Source organism: Accumulibacter sp. (genome assembly GCF_023806625.1).
GTDB lineage: Bacteria > Pseudomonadota > Gammaproteobacteria > Burkholderiales > Rhodocyclaceae > Accumulibacter.
This window is the reverse complement of sequence record NZ_JAMTDX010000081.1, coordinates 68,795-86,790: the sequence shown is the minus strand read 5'-3', so window position 1 is coordinate 86,790 and position 17,996 is coordinate 68,795. Positions and strand designations below refer to the sequence as shown.

Sequence of the window (17,996 nt, the reverse complement as noted above, 5' to 3'; positions counted from 1 at the left end):
ACTCTGCCTCTACGGAAACTATTTGGGGGCTGAACCGTGAACGCCTTCCTCGAACGGCTCAACAGCAAGCGGCTGCTGTCCTATCAAGCAGACCCCGGCCTGCTGAAGGAGCACTTCGGGATCGAGGAAACGGTGCTGGCAGGCGGCTACGGCTACCGTCAGATCCTCGAACTCGTTCAGAACGGTGCCGACGCGTTGCTGGAAGCGCAGGAGCGTGGCGACGCGCTGGACGGCGATGGTCGCATCCACGTCCAGCTGCGCGGGTCACGGCTCTATGTCGCCAACACCGGGGCACCGCTGAGTGAAGAAGGTCTGGACGCTCTGCTTCGCTCGCATTCGTCCCCGAAGCGCGGCAATCAGATCGGGCGCTTCGGTCTGGGCTTCAAGTCGCTGCTGAAACTCAACGGGCGGATCGATGTCTTCACCCGCGCCTCAGGCGCGATTCGCTTCGATCCGGAGCGGTGCCGAGATGAGCTCCGTCGCCGATTTCAGGTGACACAAGCGCCGGGTCTGCGACTCGCGTGGGCCTTGCCGCCGGACGAACGCGCCGCAGATCCACTCTGCGTCGAGCTGGCGTGGGCCGAAACGATCGTTCGCGTCGAAGTCGGGTCGGAGAGCCTGCTGCAGCACATCCGTCAGGAGATTCGGTCGTTCCCGGCCGAGTTCCTGTTGTTCTTTCCGATCGCTACCAAGCTGACCCTCGATAACGGCGAGCAACAGGCGCGCGCGGTCCGGCTCGAACCCGAAGGTGCCGAGCGCATCCTGCACGATGGCGACGCGTTCTCGCGCTGGCGCATCGCGGCGTGTGAGGTCCACATCACCGAGGCCCGAGCCGTCGCGGACGCCACGCACGTTCACGCTCGCCAGTCCGTGCCCGTGTCATGGGCGATACCGCTCGAAGGCCGTCGCGAGGAGGCCGGCCGCTTCTGGGCCTTCTTCCCCACGCACACGCAGACCTACCTGCCAGGCATCCTGAATGCGCCGTGGAAGCTAAATAGTGACCGCAACGCGATCATCGGCGGCGAGTGGAATGCCGCGCTGATGGCCGAGGCGGCCCTGCTGATCGCGGACACGCTGCCCAGCCTTGCCACCCCGGACGACCCCGCTCGGCAGCTGGACGCCTTCCCGCGCCAGATGGATCGCAAGGACGAGGATGCCGCGCCACTCGTCGCGTCGCTGTGGATGCGGCTGGAGGACGCAGCCGTCATTCCGGACGGCACCGGCGCGCTCCGGCGCGCTCGGGAGCTATGGCGCCACCCGAAGGACACGTTGATACTGGCGGCGGCGTGGCAATCACTCGCTGGCGCAGAGCAGCAGCACCAGCTGGTGCACGCGTCCTGCCTAGAGCGTCAGCGCGCCAGCCGTCTGAATGCCCTGGCGGAACGAATCGAAGCGCCCGCCACGGGCCAGGGCCCTCCGGCTCTTCGCCGCTGCAGCACCGAGTCGTGGTTTGGCATGGTGGCGTCGACCGAGGCCGCGGCTGCGCTCGGCGTGCTGCAGCTAGTCGAGTCCTTCTCCGTCGACGTGAAGCCCGGCGAGTGGAGCCAGGCTCGCCCCACGCTGGCGATCATTCCGACCCAGTCTGGCAAGTTGGTTACAGCGGCTAAGGTCGTCCTCGCGCCCGAGGGCGTGTCCGTGCCCGATCGCGAATTGGTCGCCGGTGAGCTTCAGTCCAGCGCTCAAGCCAGGCGCCTGTTGAAGGACGTGCTGGGCGTCAGCGAGCCGGACGATCGGTTTTGGCAATCGATGCTTGCCGAAGCACTGAGCAGGATTGCGTATCGGCAACCAGAGGCCGACGAGGCGGGCTGGCAAGCATTCTGGGCTCGGCTGCACCTTGCGCCGGAGGGCGTTCGCAGAGCCTTCGTCACGAGCCGAACGGGCGAGCTTCGCGTGCGCCGGCGCGATGCCAAGTGGGTTCACGGTGCGGACGTGCTCTTGCCTGGGACTCTCGTTCCCGCGTCGGATGGCGAAAACGGCGGCGTGCTGCTCGATCTTGGAGTACATGGGAACGACAGGACGCTTCTCGAACTGATTGGGGTCAAGTCCGATCTGCATGGCACGGATGAACTGAGCGAGGTGCGGAGATTGCCGATCTTCCGGGATTGGCTCGACGCGTGCCAGAAGCAATGGTTCAGCGAAGCCTTCAAGGGCGGCAGCAGACCACAGGACGGCTATCTCCAACCATTGGACGGTACCGTACCGAAGGGGCTCAATTTCCTCAAGCTGCTTCGCGGCGCTGCAAGAGCGAGGCTCACGCTTGCTTTGTGCGCTCGCCTGCAGGAAGTAGGCGGCCAACGAATCAAGTTTGGTCACTCGACGCGTGGCGACTCGTACCCGAAGATTCACGTCGCCCATCCACTCCCCTGGTTGTTGCTCAGCCATGGCGAAGTACAGATCTTCGCTTCTGCCTGCGCTCCGCTAAGGGCGCTCGTTGCTCGCCGAGGAGAGCCTGTCCTTCAGCGCCTTCCGGTCTGGAGCCAGATCGAACTCGCGGTTGTACCGCTAGTCGAGTACCTCCCTCGGGTGACGGTCTCGTCAGGCGACCTGCGCGCGCTTTGGACGGCGGCGATCGGCGCACTGGCGACCCCGGAGAGCATCGAGGGCGACGCACTGACCGACCTCTGGCCTGGCGCCGCCAAGGATGGCGTCGTCCCGACCGAACTGCCATCGCCGACGGGCTGCGTTCCCCTGAGCGCGGCATTCGTGACCACCTCCGCCGATCTCGCGCAGCGCGCTCGTGCCCCGGGGCGCGTGGTGGTGGTGCTCGACCCGCCGACGATGCAAGTCTGGCTGAAGGCTGGGGCGCAGGACCTCGCAGAGCTGATCCAGGCGGAGTGGGACGCCATCGCGGGACCGCCCGAGCGCCTGACCGATGTGGTGCCCGAACTTGGCGACGTCCTGCGGGCGGATGTTCGCGATGCGGCGCGTTGCCAGCGCGTGACACAGCTCCGCCTGCGGATCGCCGACAGCGCAGAGGCAGCCCCTTGCCTGATGTGGGACGGCGCGCTGCTTCTGGACGCCGAACAACTGGCGCCGCTTTCCAGGGCGAAACGGCTGCGGCGGCTGCTCGCCGAGATCGCCGCGTCCGGCTGGCTCGACGGCTCGCCTGCGGACGCCCTTGCCCACCTCGGCGACGCCGGTGTCGACGAGCGGCGGACACACGTCGCACAGGGAGCGACGCTGGCCGAGCGCTTGCTGCGCGCAGTGGGCAGTCGGATCGAACCGTTGCTCGATGCCTTGGGCCAGCCGCTGCGCGACATGGACTTCGTCCGCCAATGCACGCCGTACCAGCTCGCCGAGCTGGTGCTTGCGCAGCTCGGCCCGGCCGCGCTGACGGCTTTGCGCGACACGCTGCAGGTGGAGGGGCTGCAGCCACCCGGGCGCTGGAACACGGCAGCCGCACTCGCGTTCGCAGCCGCCATCGGCTTCCCGCCCGAATTCGCTTCGTCGGCCGAGGCTCGGCGCGAGCCCGAAGAGTGGATCAGCGGGCCGATCGAACTGCCGCCCCTGCACGACTTCCAGCAGGAGGTGTTCGACGGCTTGAGTTCTCTGCTGGCTAGTGCCACCACGCGACGGCGCGCGGTCATCAGCCTGCCCACCGGTGGCGGCAAGACCCGCGTGACGGTCGAGGCAGCCGTGCAGCTCGTGCTCGCGCCGGAGGGCGCCACGCGCAGCATTCTCTGGATCGCGCAGACCGACGAGCTGTGCGAGCAGGCGGTGCAGGCGTTTCGCCAGGTCTGGGTCAATCTCGGCGCCCGACGAACCGACCTGCGCATCGTCCGGCTGTGGGGCGGCAACCCCAATCCGACGCGGTTGCAGCCGGGCAAACCGGTAGTCGTCGTGGCCTCCATCCAGACGCTGAACAACCGCGTCGGCGCGGTGGATCTGGACTGGCTGCGCAAGCCCGGCCTGGTGGTCGTCGACGAGTGCCACCATGCCATCACGCCAAGCTACAGCGCGCTGCTGCGCTGGCTGGACGCCGAGGCACCCCGCCCGGGCGCGGCCGAGAAGGACGAACCGCCGATCGTCGGCCTGAGCGCCACGCCATTCCGCACCGACGACGACGAGAGCCAGCGCCTGGCCCGGCGGTTCGACAGCCGCTGGCTGCCGTCCGACCAGGAGCAGCTCTATGCGCGCCTGCGCTCGCAGGGAGTGCTCGCACGGGCGCAGTACGAATCGCTCGACTCCGGAGTCGGCCTGACCGACGACGAGCTGTCCAAGCTGGGGCGGCTGCACGAGCCGTGGGAAGGGCTCGATTTCGAGAACCTGCTGGAAGCCATCAATCAGCGCCTGGCGGGCGACGCGAGCCGAAACGAGCGCCTGGTGGAATGCATCGAGGCCAGCGCCGAGCGCTCCATCCTTTTCTTCACCAACTCGGTCGCCCATGCGGATGAAATGGCCGCGCGCCTGAACCTTGCCGGCATCGGCGCCGCGGCCATCAGCGGCGGCACCCCGACCGTGGCGCGGCGCTACTTCCTCGAGCGATTCCAGGGCGGAGCGATTCGCGTGCTGTGCAATCACAGCGTGCTGACCACGGGCTTCGACGCGCCCCGAACCGACATGGTGCTGATCGCGCGCCAGATCTTCAGCCCGGTGCGCTACATGCAGATGGTCGGTCGCGGGCTGCGCGGGGAGAAGAACGGCGGCACCGCGTCGTGCCGGATCGTCACGGTCGTCGACAACCTCGGCCGCTTCGCGGATCGGCATCCCTATCACTACTGCCGGCAGTACTTCTCGGCGATGGAGCGTGGTGAAGTCGCTGTCGAGGTGCGGCCATGAGGTTCGCGGCCTATCCGAAGTACAAGCCGAGCGGTGTCGAGTGGCTCGGGGACGTGCCGGAGCACTGGGACGTAAAGCGAGGCCGATTCTGCATGGACGTGAACCCAGGTTCGCCCCGCATGCGCACACTCCGATCGGACGATGAGGTGTCCTTCGTACCGATGGAGGCAGTCGGCGAGTATGGCGGCCTGGAGCTCGGCCAGACTCGCGCAATTGCCGACGTCGGATCCGGATATACCGAATTCGAGGATGGCGATGTCGTCGTGGCCAAGATCACACCCTGCTTCGAAAATGGCAAGGGTGCCTTGGCCACTGGCCTCTTGAACGGCGCTGCGTTCGGGACGACGGAGCTGCACGTGCTTCGCTCCGACCCGATTCTGGAGAGGCGATTCTTGTTCTACTTCTCGATCTCGCGACTATTCCGGAGCATTGGCGAAGGCGAGATGTATGGGGCGGGCGGACAGAAGCGCGTTCCGCCAGAGTTCTGCGAGAACGTTCGACTGCCACTACCGCCGATCGATGACCAATTCGCCATCGCCGACTTCCTCGACCGCGCGACGGCGAAGATCGGCGCGCTGGTGGCGAAGAAGCGGATGTTGATCGAGCGGCTGAAGGAGAAGCGCACCGCGCTCATATCGCGCACGGTCACCCGCGGGCTCCCGCCCGACGCCGCCCGCGCCGCCGGCCTCGACCCGCACCCCAAGCTCAAGCCCTCCGGGATTGACTGGCTCGGTGATGTGCCGGAGCACTGGCGCGTGACGCGGCTTATGTACGTCACCGATCAGGCGCGCCCAATCATGTACGGCATCGTCCTCCCGGGACCTGATGTCGACGACGGGGTGCCCATAGTGAAAGGCGGAGATGTAAAGCCCGGTCGCCTTTCACTTGAGAAGCTGTGCCGAACAACGCCTGAGATCGAGGCTGGATACGTGCGTAGCAGACTCAAGGCCAGTGACCTCGTATTCTCGATCCGCGGGACCGTTGGTGAGGCTGAGTTAGTCCCTGAGGAGATTGCCGGGGCGAACCTCACGCAAGATGCGGCGCGCATCGCTCCCGGAGCCACCGCGAACAGCCGATGGTTGCTCTATACAGCCAAGGCCAAGGCGATCATTGATCCGCTGCTCTCGCTAAGCCTTGGTGCGGCGGTTCGTGGCGTAAACATTCGAGACCTGAAGCGGACAGTCGTGCTGCTTCCGCCGGCAGACGCACAGCAAGTCATAGCTGAGTGGCTCGATACCCAAACTAGCCTAATCGACGAAATGGAACGCAAAGTCGAGACCGCTATCAAGCGCCTGCAGGAGTACCGCACCGCGCTGATCACCGCGGCCGTCACCGGCAAGATCGACGTGCGTGGGTTGAGCGGCGCGGATGCGGCTGGGACAATGACGGTATGACCCGCGTCGCGATCAGGCCGGAGCTTCTGCGCTGGGCGCGTGAGCGCGCTGGCTACAGTGGAGACACGCTCATCGGCCGTTTCCCGAAGCTTCCTGACTGGGAGAGCGGCGAGGCGCATCCGACTCTGAGGCAGCTGGAGGACTACGCGAAAGCGACGCATACACCCGTCGGCTTCCTATTTCTCCAGGCGCCACCTGTCGAAGAGATGCCGATCCCCGACTTTCGTACGGTCGGCAACGCCCACATCGGCCACCCGAGCCCCGATCTGCTGGACACCCTCTACCTCTGCCAGCAGCGGCAGGCGTGGTACCGGGACTTCGTGCTTGCAGCGGGCGAAGAGCGACTGGCCCTGGTCGGATCGGTCCGAACCACCGACCCCATCGTCGCGACGGCCACTCGCATCCGGAATGCCCTGGGGTTCGACCTCGCCGAGCGGCAACGCCTGCCGACCTGGACCGACGCCCTACGACGCTTCATCGAACAGGCCGACCGCCTCGGCGTGCTGGTCATGGTGAGCGGCGTGGTCGGCAGCAACAACCGGCGCAGGCTCGACCCAGGGGAGTTCCGCGGATTCGCGCTTGCCGACGAATTCGCGCCGCTCGTGTTCATCAACGGCGCCGACACGAAGGCAGCGCAGATGTTCACGCTGGCCCACGAGCTCGCGCACGTCTTCCTGGGGCAGTCGGCGGTCTCCGACGCGCAGGCGCTGGCGGTGCCGGATCATGCGGTGGAGCGCTGGTGCAATCAGGTCGCGGCGGAGTTGCTGGTGCCGCTGGAGGCGCTGCGCGCAGCGTTCGACGCCCAAGCGCCGCTGCGCGACGAGACCGATCGCCTGGCGCGACGCTTCAAGGTCAGCACGCTGGTGATCCTGCGCCGTATCCACGATGCGGGTGGGCTGGGCCGCGACGCGTATTGGCGAGCCTACGAAGAGGAGGTCGCCCGGATTCGGGCGCTGCCCAAGGGAAGCGGCGGCGACTTCTACCTCACGCTGGGCGCGCGGGCGAGCAAGACGTTCGCCCGCGCGCTGGTCATCAGCACGCTCGAAGGCAGAACGCCATTCACGGAAGCCTTCCGGCTGCTGGGCTTCAAAAAGATGGCCACGTTCCGCGAGGTGGGGCACAGCCTGGGGGTCGGCTTCTGATGGCCTATCTGCTCGACGCGAACGTGTTCATCGCGGCCAAGAACCTGCACTACGGACTCGACTTCTGCCCGGCGTTCTGGAACCGGCTGATTCAGCAGAACGCTGGCGGCCGGGTCTTCGGCATCGAGAAGGTCGGCGACGAGGTGCTGGCCGTCGCCGACGAACTCTCTGCGTGGGCGGTCGGGCTGGGGGACGGCTTCTTCCTGCGCCCGGACGCCAAGGCCTTCCCTTCCCTGGCGGCAGTCAGTGCCTGGGCGAATACCGCAGGCTACGAGATGGCCGCGATCAGCACCTTCCTGCAGGTGGCCGACTATTACCTCGTCGCTCAGGCACATGCCGGCGGTCACACGGTGGTGACGCACGAAGTGCCGGGCGCCTCGAGAAAGAAGATCAAGATCCCGGACGCCTGCATCGGGCTTGGCATCAAATGCGTGTCGCCCTACGAGATGCTGTGGACCGAAAGGGCGCGGTTCGTTCTGGGGCCGCGGCCCTGAGCCCCATGAGCACCCAGACCAACGAGCGCGCTTTCGAGACCCAGGTCGAAGAGACGCTGCTGGGCACAGCGGGCTGGCAGCGCGGAAGCATCGCCGAATGGGATGTCGAGCGCGCCCTCTTCCCGGCGACCGTGTGCCGTTTCCTCGAAGCCACGCAGGCGAAGCTGTGGAACGAGATGCGGGCACTCCATGGGGCCGGGCTCGAAAAGCTGATCATCGGCGCGCTGGTCAAGGAGCTCGACCTCAAGGGCGCGCTGTACGTGCTGCGCCACGGCTTCAAGTTCTACGGCAAGACCTTTCGGCTGGCCTACTTCAAGCCGGCACACGGCCTGAACGACGAGGTGCTGGCGCTCTACGCGCAGAACCAGCTCACGATCACGCGCCAGGTGCCGTGTCACCCGGGCAAGCACGACACGGTGGACCTGCTGTTCGCGGTCAATGGACTCCCGGTGGCCACCTGCGAGCTCAAGAACCCCGGCACCGGACAGACCTGGCGCCATGCGGTCGGCCAGTACCAGAACGACCGCGACCCGCGGGCGCCACTGTTCGCCTTCAAGTGCCGCGCGCTGGTGCACTTCGCGGCCGATCCGGACGAGGTCCACATGACCACCCGGCTGCACGGTGCGCACACGCACTTCCTGCCGTTCAACCGTGGCAGCCACCCAGGCAAAGTGCAATGCGGCGCCGGCAACCCGCAGCACGCGTCGGGCTACCGCACCGGCTATTTCTGGGAAGACGTCCTCCAGCGCGAAAGCTTTCTCGACATCCTCGGCCACTTCATGTTCGTCGAGAAGAAGGAAGAGAAGGTCGACGAGGGCACGGGTGGCCAGCGCCGCATCACCAAGGAGGCGGTGATCTTCCCGCGCTACCACCAGCTCGACGCCGTGCGCCGCCTCGTCGCTGCGGCGCGCAGCGAGGGGCCGGGGCGCAACTACCTGATCCAGCACTCCGCGGGCAGCGGCAAGACCAACAGCATTTCGTGGCTTTCGCACCGACTGGCGAGCCTGCACGACGACGCCGACCGCAAGGTGTTCGATTGCGTCGTCGTCATCACCGACCGGCGCGTGCTCGACCAGCAGCTGCAGGACGCGATCTACCAGATCGAGCATGCCCAGGGCGTGGTGAAGGCGATCGACCAGGACAGCAAGCAACTCGCTGCCGCGCTGATCGACGGCACGAAGATCGTGATCACCACGCTGCAGAAGTTCCCGTTCGTGTTGCGCGGGCTCTTGCACGCTGCCGGCGCCGAGACGCAGGAGAAGGCAACCACCGAGGAGAAGGCGCAGGCCAAGTCCTGGGAGGCCGAGATCGCGAAGCGACGTTATGCCGTGATCGTCGACGAGGCGCACTCCAGCCAGACCGGCGAGACGGCGCGCGAGCTGAAAGCCATCCTGGGCGCCGGCGCGGCCGAAGACCCCGAAGCCGAAGCCGACTGGGAAGACCGGCTTAACCAGGTGATGGCCTCGCGCGGCAAGCAGCCGAACCTGAGCTTCTTCGCCTTCACCGCGACGCCCAAGGGCAAGACGCTGGAACTCTTCGGACGGCCGGGCGCCGGTGGCGCGCCGGAGGCTTTCCACCTCTACAGCATGCGCCAGGCGATCGAGGAGGGCTTCATCCTCGACGTGCTGACCAACTACACGACCTATGCCACCTACTACAAGCTCCTGAAGGCGGCCGAGGACGACCCCGACCTGCCGAAGAAGAAGGCGGCGCGGGCGCTGGCCAAGTTCATGAGCCTGCATCCGCACAACATCGAGCAGAAGACGGAAGTGATCGTCGAGCACTTCCGCCGCAGCGTGATGCACCGGCTGGGCGGGCGCGGCAAGGCGATGGTGGTCACGGCATCGCGTCTGCACGCGGTGCGCTACAAGCTGGCGTTCGAGCGCTACCTCGCCGAGAACGGGTACAAGGACGTGCGACCGCTGATAGCGTTCAGCGGCACGGTGACCGACCCCGAGACCGGCGTCGACTACACCGAACCCGGGATGAACACCGACGTGGTGACGGGCAAGCCGATCAGCGAGGCAGCGCTGCCCGCGCGCTTCGAGTCGCCCGACTACCAGGTGCTGCTGGTGGCCAACAAGTATCAGACGGGGTTCGACCAGCCGCTGCTGTGCGCGATGTACGTCGACAAGCGGCTGGACGGTGTGCAGGCGGTGCAGACGCTGTCGCGCCTGAACCGCATGATCCCGGGCAAGGACGCGCCCTTCGTGCTCGACTTCGTCAACGACGCGGAGAACATCTACCGCGCCTTCAAGCCGTACTACGACAAGACCGAGCTGGCGGCGGCCTCGAACCCCGCGATGCTGGACAAGCTGAAGCACGAGCTCGACCAGGAGCAGGTCTACCATTGGAGCGAGGTCGAGGCCTTCGCGCAGGTGTTCTACAAGCCGCTCGAGCGGCAGGGCGCCGCCGACCACGCGCACATGCAGCGGCATCTGCAACCGGCGGTGGACCGCTTCAAGGCGATCGCCGAGGACGCCAAGCGCGAGGAGTTCCGCGCGAAGCTCTCCGACTACGTGAACGTGTATGCCTTCCTGAGCCAGATCGTGCCCTACGCAGACCCGGAACTGGAGATGCTCTACAGCTACGGGCGCTTCCTGCTGCGGCACCTGCGCCGTGTCCGCGATACGACCATCGTCAAGGTCGGCGACGAGGTGGCGCTGCAGTACTACCGGCTGGAACGGGTGTACGCCGGGGCGATCGACCTGCGCGCCGGTGATGCCCAATACGTGGTCAGCCCGACCGAGGTCGGCACGGGCAAGGCCAAGGACGAGAAGGCACCGCTGTCCAAGATCATCGAGGTGCTCAACAAGCGTTTCGGCACCCAGTTTTCGGAGGAGGACCGGCTTTTCTTCCAGCAGATCAAGGAGAAGGCCTGCAAGAGCGAACAGATCGTCAGGACGGCCATGGCCAACCCGCTCGACAAGTTCGAACTGGGCATTCGCAAGCTCATCGAAGACCTGATGATCGAGCGCATGGGCGAGAACGACAAGATCGTGACGCGCTACATGGCGGATCAGGAATTCCAGGGAACCGCGTTTCCGATCCTGGCGCGCGAGATTTTCGATGCCCTGAGATCACAGGGATCCGCAGGTGGTGTTGGCGGGCAAGGGCATGCGGTCCAAGGGTAACTCAGTAACGGGTCTGTCGCCGTCATCGACGGTCAGGTCGACGTCGGGCCGGATGGAACGTTGGCTCCGAATCTTGCATCAACAACCGGGAGTAGCAAGGTGATGAAACTCCAGCAATGCGGTGCCCCAACCAAGGCGCCACCCAAGCTTCCTCCCCTTCGAACCTTGATCTTCGGCTCGCTGGCGTAGCGCGCCAGGCGTCCGGCTGCCTCGACGCTGGTGCTCTGTCACGGTAAGGGTGCGTTTGTTCAAGCTGCTCGGGGGGATCACCCCCGCAACATCACCCTGCTTGACCATTCAGACAGAACATTCCATCAGGAATCTGAACCGTACTCAGACAAGTGGTTCAAGCTCGGCAACAACCTGAATCAGCGCGACACTATCGCCGTGCGCCGGACAGTGTGGGGCCTCCTGAAGCTGATCTGTCCTGCCGGCGATTACGACAAGGAGATCGTGGGCAAGTGTTTTGAGTACGCGCTGGAAGTCCGCCGACGCGTGAAAGAGCAGCTCAAGAAGATCGGCGGCATGGGGCTCTACGACGTGCACTTCTCCTACATCCACCTTGAGGATAGCCAGGAGCGTTTTGTTTCCGTTCCCGAGCAATCGAGCGGTGCACTGGTTCCGGATGGGCGCCTCGCGCCGGGAGCGCTGCACACGATCAGCTCGGGCATCCCGGAAATGCCGGGGATCTACCGCATCGAAATTCAAACCATCGCCGGTGGTGGGAAGGTGTCGGCGTCGGGCTCCGCACCGCGCGAACCCGTGCGGGTTGCCTTCGACTACTTCAAGGCCAACTCTTCGCGCATCAGTGCATCGATCAAGCCAGGCGAACAAGATTCTCACCTACAGCTGGTCGAGTTGCAGAATGCCGGCGCGCCGCAGTCATTCACCCTGGCCAGCTTCATTGCCCTTTGCTCGGCAGCGCTGGGCCGCCCGGTTCAGTCGCAGATGGCGATCATGGGTGACATGAGCCTCGGCGGTATGGTGATGCAGGTGCGCAATCTTGCGGAAAGTCTGCAGGTTGCGTTTGACGCCGGGGCGAAGAAGATACCGCTGCCGATATCGAGCGTGGGGGATATTCCGAGTGTTCCGGGGGAACTCTTCGCCAAGTTTCCGACCAGTTTCTATTCCGATCCCGTGGATGCGGTATTCACAGCGATTGGGGTTGAGTGCGGTAAGTGTTGAGGAAAACCGTCCATGAAAAGCGCTTTGTTCGTTGATTTCGACAACGTCTATTCCGGTCTGCGCCGCCTTGACCAGGGAACCGCCGATCAGTTCGCACGCACGCCGACGGCGTGGATGAACTGGCTGATTGAGTCGCTCGAACTGCCGGCTCCAACTCGGCCCGGCGCGAGGCGCCGTATCCTTGTCAGGCGCTGTTATCTGAATCCTCAGGCTTATCAACGATTCCGCCCGTCGTTCAATCTGGCCGGCTTTGAAATCGTCGATTGTCCAGCAATGACCAGCGAGGGCAAGACTAGCACCGACATCCACATGGTCCTGGACATCGTCGATCTGCTTCAACAGGAAACCCATTACGACGAGTTCATTGTCTTTTCTGCTGACGCTGATTTCACGCCGGTGCTGCGCAAACTGCGGCGCTGGGACCGGCGAACGACAGTGCTGGCCATTGGCTTCCCCTCGGCGGCCTACCGGGCATCCGCTGACTTGTTGATTGATCAGGATGAGTTTGTGAGGGAGGCCCTCGCCTCCGGAGAGGCAGTCACTGAACCACCTCCAGTCGAGATCAGCCCGACTCCGGAGTTGGCATCATCAGCTCTGGCTCTGATCCGCGAGGCGGTCAAGGAAGCTCCAGCCCCGGTTCCCCTCGCCAGACTGGCTTCGGCACTGCTTCGGACGATCGAAGACCTGGACGCTTCGTCATGGGGCAGCTTCGGCAGTTTTCGCGCCTTGATTGATTCGTTGGACCTTGCGCCCTTGGCTGTCACCTGGGAGGGAGGCGGAACGATCTATGACCCCAAGCGCCATTCGCGGCCAGCGACACTCAGTACGGGAACGGGTGCTGGCAAGACCAACGGAGTGCAGATCAAGATCGAAGAATTGATCAGGACGGAAGTTTCCAGAGCCCCGCAGCCGGTACCCTGCGCGCGACTGGCCACGCTGATCCTCGGACAGGACAACTCTCTGGCAGCAGACTGGGCAGGCAAGGGGACATTTCGCAAGTTTGTCGAATCCCTGAATCTAAAGGCAGTCCAGTTCAACTGGAACAGTTCGGGCGGACTGGCCTTCGACGCGAGTCGTCATGCTGTGTTCCCTGACGTCGCCGCTGAGCTGGGAGCGGAGTGGGCAGACAAGACACTGTACGGCCTGGCAAGACACATCCATGAACTCACCGATGTACCGCTGCTCTCCCCAAAGAGATACCGGAACCTGATCGAGATGATCTCGATCGATGTGCTCAGCAGCCCGTTTGGTCTCGTAGAGACCGGCAAGCGCGTTCGCGACCGGTGCCGCGATTCCGGCTTGCCGGTCAGTCGAGCCGACGTGAATCATGTCTTGCGGGGGTTGTTGATGCGAGGCCACACCTTCGACGAAGGCCCCAATGACGCACCTACGCTGTGCGCAAAACTCGCGGACAACATCCGTTCACTCTGCCTGCGCGAGCAGATCATGCTGGATGCCGCGATGGACAGTGCTATCGAAAACTGGATAGCTGGTGAACCTTCCCAGTGACAGCCGGCTCTACTCGAAGCAGATCCCGTGTCTAGCGGATACCGGAATGACGGTGGTCAGCGTTGTACCAGTGAACGAAATCAGTGGCCCAGAGGCGAGCGTCCTCGAGGGCGTGGACGCCGCGAGCGGGGAATTCCGGGCGATACTTGGCGGTACGGAAGAGCGCTTCGGCGTGCGCATTGTCGTTCGAGACGCGCGGGCGCGAGTAGGAAGGTTTGAGTCGGAGCCAGTGGAGCATGGCGAGGACGGTGGTGGCTTTCAGGGTGGCACCGTTGTCGCCGTGGAGCACCGGTTTGTCGGCCAGGGCATGGACGCCTTCGGCGAGTGCCGTGCGCCGGAGCAGATGGGCCGCGTGATCGGAGGGATCAGCGGCCTCGACGGAATAGCCGGCCACCTCGCGCGCCCACACGAGAAGATCGGGGTTGATCGGTGTGGAAAGGCTGGCAGCCATTTCGAGATGTCAAGGATGCGTTGAAGCTCATCATTCTACCTTCGCGCCCTCTTGTCCAGAAGCGTCCAACCCGTGGTGCCGGACGAACAGATCGAGAACTGCAAGGGCGTCGTACTTCCTCCTCGGCACCGCCAGCTGGAACTGCACTAGGCCATCAGTCGTACGGATGACGAAGCACGGGAACTCGTAGCGGTCCGGGTATCGCCGGTAGTCTGGGTCGGGGGTGGTACTCGCCGTGCTGTCGCGTTGAAGAAGATTCCCATCTGGTATTCCAACTTCTGTCGCCGTCGACGCGCCCTGGATCAGCGCTGCGCGTTGCATCCACTCACCCATTGCCAGCACCCTGGACGTTTCCGTGCCGCGCTTTCGGATTCACGCGATAGCGCACATGGCCTCGGTGCTGAAAGCCTGCGGCCTGGATTGATTGCCGCAACCAGCCGGCCTCCACGAGTTCTTTCAGCGCCTCGTCAACGATCTCTCGGTCATCGAGCAAGCTCCACTGCTTGCGGTAGACGTCGCGTGCGGTGAACCCATCACCGCCACCCAGGTCGTCAAGCTGACCTTTGCCGATCCGTTCGGCTAGCGCACCTGCGGCTTGTGATTGCAGGTTGGCGGCCAAACCGTAGACGCGCCGAGCGTGCCCTTCGAGGTAAGCGCACCAGTCCGCAGCGCGCGCCGCGGCTTGCAGGCTGACAGGGCCGGCGGATCCACCGGCGGCGACGGCTTCGGCCCGGTCGACCAGATGGAACAGCAGCGCGAGGCTGGCCATCGTCTTGGGCTGCTTGGAGAGGTATTCGACCATCAGCGTCCCCTGGTCAGGGTCTTCCAGCTTCTCGCGGTGCAGGCGCTCATACCACTCGATGAACAGGTTCTGCGCACCATCATCCGCAAAACGTAAGCAGGGGGTTTGGCCGTAGGGGTCGGGCGGGGCAACCATCGCGAAGTCAACGCGCGCCAGGGTCTCGATGATGGCAAAGGCGCGGTCGCGGGCTGCGGCATCGGGGTACTCATCGACGATGTGCTCAAACGGCTGCACGTCGGGATAGGTCAGCAGCTGAAAGCGCTGCATCATGCCGTCGTTTTCGATACGGGCCTGATAAAGGTAGTTGCGCACCTTGTCCGGCTGGGTGCCGCCGAGGATGGACACGCACATGTTGTCGCAGGTGACGTGCCCGCGCCCAATACGGTCGAGCGTGAAACTGCCCTGGCCGTTGCACGCTTCGAGGTAAAAGCTGCGATCCTGCTCGCGTCCTTGCTTGTCCCAGCCGCGCAGCAGACCGACCAGTTCGTCACGGAAGACCAGAATGCCGCGCCGGTTTGTCGACAGCAAGTCATGCAGCGCCTCAATGGTGGCGTCGTTGGTACGATAACGCTCTTGCAGATTGCCGGGGGGCGGCGCGCTCAGGCTGGCCATTTCGCGCTTGATCTCGGCCACGCTGCGTGTTGGTGTAGATGGTCGGGGTTGGCGCGACGAGGTCTTGCGCTTGGGTGACGGCGTAGCGTCGTCATCGGTGCACTCTTCGTACGGCGCAACGCCGCTGATGACATCTGGAGACGCGGCTGCCACGCTGACGCTGCGCTTGGCAAGCATGTCGGCCTTGATGGCTTCCCTGAGTTCGGCTTCAAGCAGCTTCTGACGCGCTTTTGTTTCCGGGTCGGCGGCGGTGGCCTTCGCTTGCTGGCAGCCGTCGGCTACGAGCTTTTCCAGACGACCCAGTGCCTTGATCATTTCGGCCAGCGCCGGCGTCTTCTTCTTTGACGGTGGAGCAATCACGCCACCCCACAGGTTCGGCACGACCAGCCAGTCGTCCTTGCGTTTGGGCTTGATGCCGATGCCGGCGCCGACCACGGCGGCGAGTATGACGATAGCGCCAACGGCGCAGAAGTCGATGGGGCATTGCATCCGGTAGGCCGTGTCGGTAATCCAGCCGCGAAACGGCGCGGGAATCAACTCGGGGTCGAGCGGCGGCACGGGCAGCAGGGTGAGGCAAATCGGCTCCGGCTCGGGAAGCGCATCGTACTCCGCCTGCCGCGCGGCAGCGATGTACGGATTTGGATCAAGCCATTCGCCGGCCATATGCTCGAAATGGCCACCGCCGGGCGGCGCGAAGAACGGTTGCGAGAGCTTTTCGGCGCAGGCGTCCAAGCTTGGCAACGCCAGAGCAGCGGCAAACTGCCGATAGGTGCCGGGCCAGTCGCGCGGTGACACGGGCGTCGCGAGCGGCAGCACGACACGCAGGCGCGGCGCGGTGGGCGTACTTCGTTTGGTGCTGTAGATGGCGCATTCGCGACCTGCCAGCGCTGCGCGGGTTCGGTCGAGATTCACATCCTTGTCGAGGTCGAGCACCAGCGCGGTGATTGCCTGTACGTCGGTGTCGCGGCGCGTGCCTTCAGGCTTGAATTCGGCATAGACCAGCGCCGGTACGGTAGCCAGACTTTCCGCGCGCGGGGCTGCCTGCATTTCGGCGAAGCGATCCACCAACATGCTCCAGCGAGTTTCCTTCTGCTCGATCCGGTTGGACTGGACGCCACCCTTCTGCACCGCATAGCGCAGCACTTTGTCCAGTGTGTCAGTTTGCGGGTGGGCCGTTCCGTTGATCTCTTCTTGGCTCATCGGGTTAGACTCCAGGCTCCCAGTGCTTTGGCTGCGGCGACAAAGCCGATTCCGTAGCGCGCCATGTGAAACGCCAGCACATCGCGCCCGTGGGCGCCGCACGCCGGCACCCGGCAACGAAATGCACCGGTGTCGAGGTTCACCGAAAGGCTGGGGTGCCGGTCGTCGTGAAACGGGCAGCGCGCCGTGGCGCTGCGCCCGTGTTCACGCAGGGCGTCCAGTTCGGTGGCGTAGTAGGTGATCGGGTCGGGCAGGCGGCTACGGTCGAAACCTTGCCGCCGGGGTTGGGTGCGGGCCGGGAAATGCATCGCGATCGCCTACGCGGCGCGGTGCTTGGCCTGGGCGGTGCTGACGTGCCGGCCTTGCGCGTTCAGCCAGTCGTCCACATCGGCCTGGAAATAGAAGACCCGTCCGCGCTTGACGAACTTCGGGCCGTTGCCCTTGCAGCGCATCATGGCCAGGGTCTTCTCGGACAGCCCGGTATAGGTGGACGTGTTCTTGGTGTCCATGCGACCGTCCGGGTAGGTGACGACTTCAATGGGTCTGAGGGCAGGTTGCGACATGGCTGTTTCCTTCGATGTGTTGTAAGACAAGCGCCACAGTATAACGCACTATCGCGCTTGCGATAGACGCGAGTTGTGTCTAAACTTCTTTCTGAGAAGCAAATAGAATCTTTGAACGAGAGGACACGACGATGGCAGAAGAGAAACGCAGGGGGGGCGGCGGCAAGCTGGCACGCTCGGAGACGGTCACCGTCCGGCTTGACCCCAAGCTACGCTATCTGGCAGAGCTGGCGGCCAGAAAACAGCGGCGAACGGTGTCGAGCTTCATCGAGTGGGCGGTGGAGCATAGCTTTGCCAATGTAGACCTGTACCAAGGTACCGGCTACAACGGCGACAACAGCATTACCGTCGCGGACGCAGCGGCGGGCTTATGGGACATCGACGAATCCGAGCGCTTCGTCAAGCTGGCCATCCGTTATCCGGAATTACTCAACCACGACGAACAGGTTCGCTGGAAGCTGCTGACCGATTCGGGAATTCTCGCACCGGCACGTAAGCGTCCCGGCGGGAACCACGGGGTGTCTTGGCAGTGGGACATTCTCGAAGACTACGTTTTCCCGGCGCTGCGGCGCCAGTGGGAAAGCCTGAACCGCTACGTCGAGGAAGGGAAAGGGCAAGAATGGGTCGAGGCGACGCAGAAGGCTTTGAGAGCCGGCACGGTGTTTCACGCCCGTCCGCCAGACGTGGTCGAACGCCCCGACGACGACATCCCCTTCTGACGCGAGGACATC

General features: G+C 64.5%; 12 protein-coding genes and 1 pseudogene. 8 read left to right on the top strand and 5 right to left on the bottom strand.

The genetic code is table 11. The features are described 5' to 3' along the window. Window positions 1–36: 36 nt before the first annotated feature. The 7 genes from NFW05_RS13505 to NFW05_RS13475 all read left to right on the top strand — a co-directional run bounded on the left by NFW05_RS13505 (window position 37) and on the right by NFW05_RS13475 (window position 13,637). Window positions 37–4,779 carry a DEAD/DEAH box helicase family protein gene (locus NFW05_RS13505; protein ID WP_295307763.1) on the top strand — a complete coding sequence of 1,581 codons (4,743 nt, stop codon included), beginning with the start codon at window positions 37–39 and terminating at the stop codon, window positions 4,777–4,779. Continuing rightward, window positions 4,776–6,173, top strand: coding sequence for a restriction endonuclease subunit S (locus NFW05_RS13500; RefSeq protein ID WP_295307760.1), 1,398 nt, complete (start codon window positions 4,776–4,778; stop codon window positions 6,171–6,173). Before NFW05_RS13505 ends, NFW05_RS13500 begins: the two co-directional genes overlap by 4 nt. Further along, window positions 6,170–7,315, top strand: a complete 1,146-nt coding sequence (locus NFW05_RS13495) for an ImmA/IrrE family metallo-endopeptidase (protein ID WP_295307758.1) — start codon at window positions 6,170–6,172, stop codon at window positions 7,313–7,315. The genes NFW05_RS13500 and NFW05_RS13495 overlap by 4 nt, the downstream gene beginning before the upstream one ends. After that, the gene (locus NFW05_RS13490) at window positions 7,315–7,809 is read left to right on the top strand and encodes a DUF4411 family protein (RefSeq protein ID WP_295307756.1); all 495 of its coding nucleotides are present in this window, start codon (window positions 7,315–7,317) and stop codon (window positions 7,807–7,809) included. The genes NFW05_RS13495 and NFW05_RS13490 overlap by 1 nt, the downstream gene beginning before the upstream one ends. Window positions 7,810–7,814: 5 nt before the next feature. After that, window positions 7,815–10,943 carry a type I restriction endonuclease gene (locus tag NFW05_RS13485; protein ID WP_295307753.1) on the top strand — a complete coding sequence of 1,043 codons (3,129 nt, stop codon included), beginning with the start codon at window positions 7,815–7,817 and terminating at the stop codon, window positions 10,941–10,943. Between the two features lie 219 nt (window positions 10,944–11,162). Further along, window positions 11,163–12,128 (top strand): BREX system Lon protease-like protein BrxL, encoded by a 966-nt coding sequence (locus NFW05_RS13480; protein ID WP_295307750.1) that lies wholly within the window; start codon window positions 11,163–11,165, stop codon window positions 12,126–12,128. 12 nt (window positions 12,129–12,140) lie between these two features. Beyond that, window positions 12,141–13,637 carry an NYN domain-containing protein gene (locus NFW05_RS13475; RefSeq protein ID WP_295307747.1) on the top strand — a complete coding sequence of 499 codons (1,497 nt, stop codon included), beginning with the start codon at window positions 12,141–12,143 and terminating at the stop codon, window positions 13,635–13,637. 34 nt (window positions 13,638–13,671) lie between these two features. On the opposite strand, the pseudogene NFW05_RS13470 reads toward NFW05_RS13475, so the two are convergent. The 5 genes and pseudogenes from NFW05_RS13470 to NFW05_RS13450 form a co-directional block, all read right to left on the bottom strand. Then, window positions 13,672–14,046, bottom strand: a pseudogene (locus NFW05_RS13470) (integrase core domain-containing protein); the annotation flags it as partial. 72 nt (window positions 14,047–14,118) lie between these two features. Continuing rightward, window positions 14,119–14,421, bottom strand: a complete 303-nt coding sequence (locus tag NFW05_RS13465; RefSeq protein ID WP_295307744.1) for a hypothetical protein — start codon at window positions 14,419–14,421, stop codon at window positions 14,119–14,121. Beyond that, on the bottom strand, window positions 14,414–16,702 hold the full coding sequence (locus tag NFW05_RS13460; RefSeq protein WP_295307741.1) for a DUF3987 domain-containing protein: 2,289 nt from the start codon (window positions 16,700–16,702) through the stop codon (window positions 14,414–14,416). The genes NFW05_RS13465 and NFW05_RS13460 overlap by 8 nt, the downstream gene beginning before the upstream one ends. Next, entirely contained in the window at window positions 16,699–17,010 is a 312-nt protein-coding gene (locus NFW05_RS13455; RefSeq protein WP_295307738.1) for a CHC2 zinc finger domain-containing protein, read from the bottom strand. The genes NFW05_RS13460 and NFW05_RS13455 overlap by 4 nt, the downstream gene beginning before the upstream one ends. A 9-nt stretch (window positions 17,011–17,019) precedes the next feature. Next, window positions 17,020–17,265 (bottom strand): DNA-binding protein, encoded by a 246-nt coding sequence (locus NFW05_RS13450; protein WP_295307734.1) that lies wholly within the window; start codon window positions 17,263–17,265, stop codon window positions 17,020–17,022. A 131-nt stretch (window positions 17,266–17,396) separates the two neighbouring features. On the opposite strand from NFW05_RS13450, the gene NFW05_RS13445 reads away from it, so the two are divergent. Then, entirely contained in the window at window positions 17,397–17,984 is a 588-nt protein-coding gene (locus tag NFW05_RS13445) for a hypothetical protein (RefSeq protein ID WP_295307732.1), read from the top strand. The last annotated feature ends 12 nt before the right edge of the window (window positions 17,985–17,996 follow it).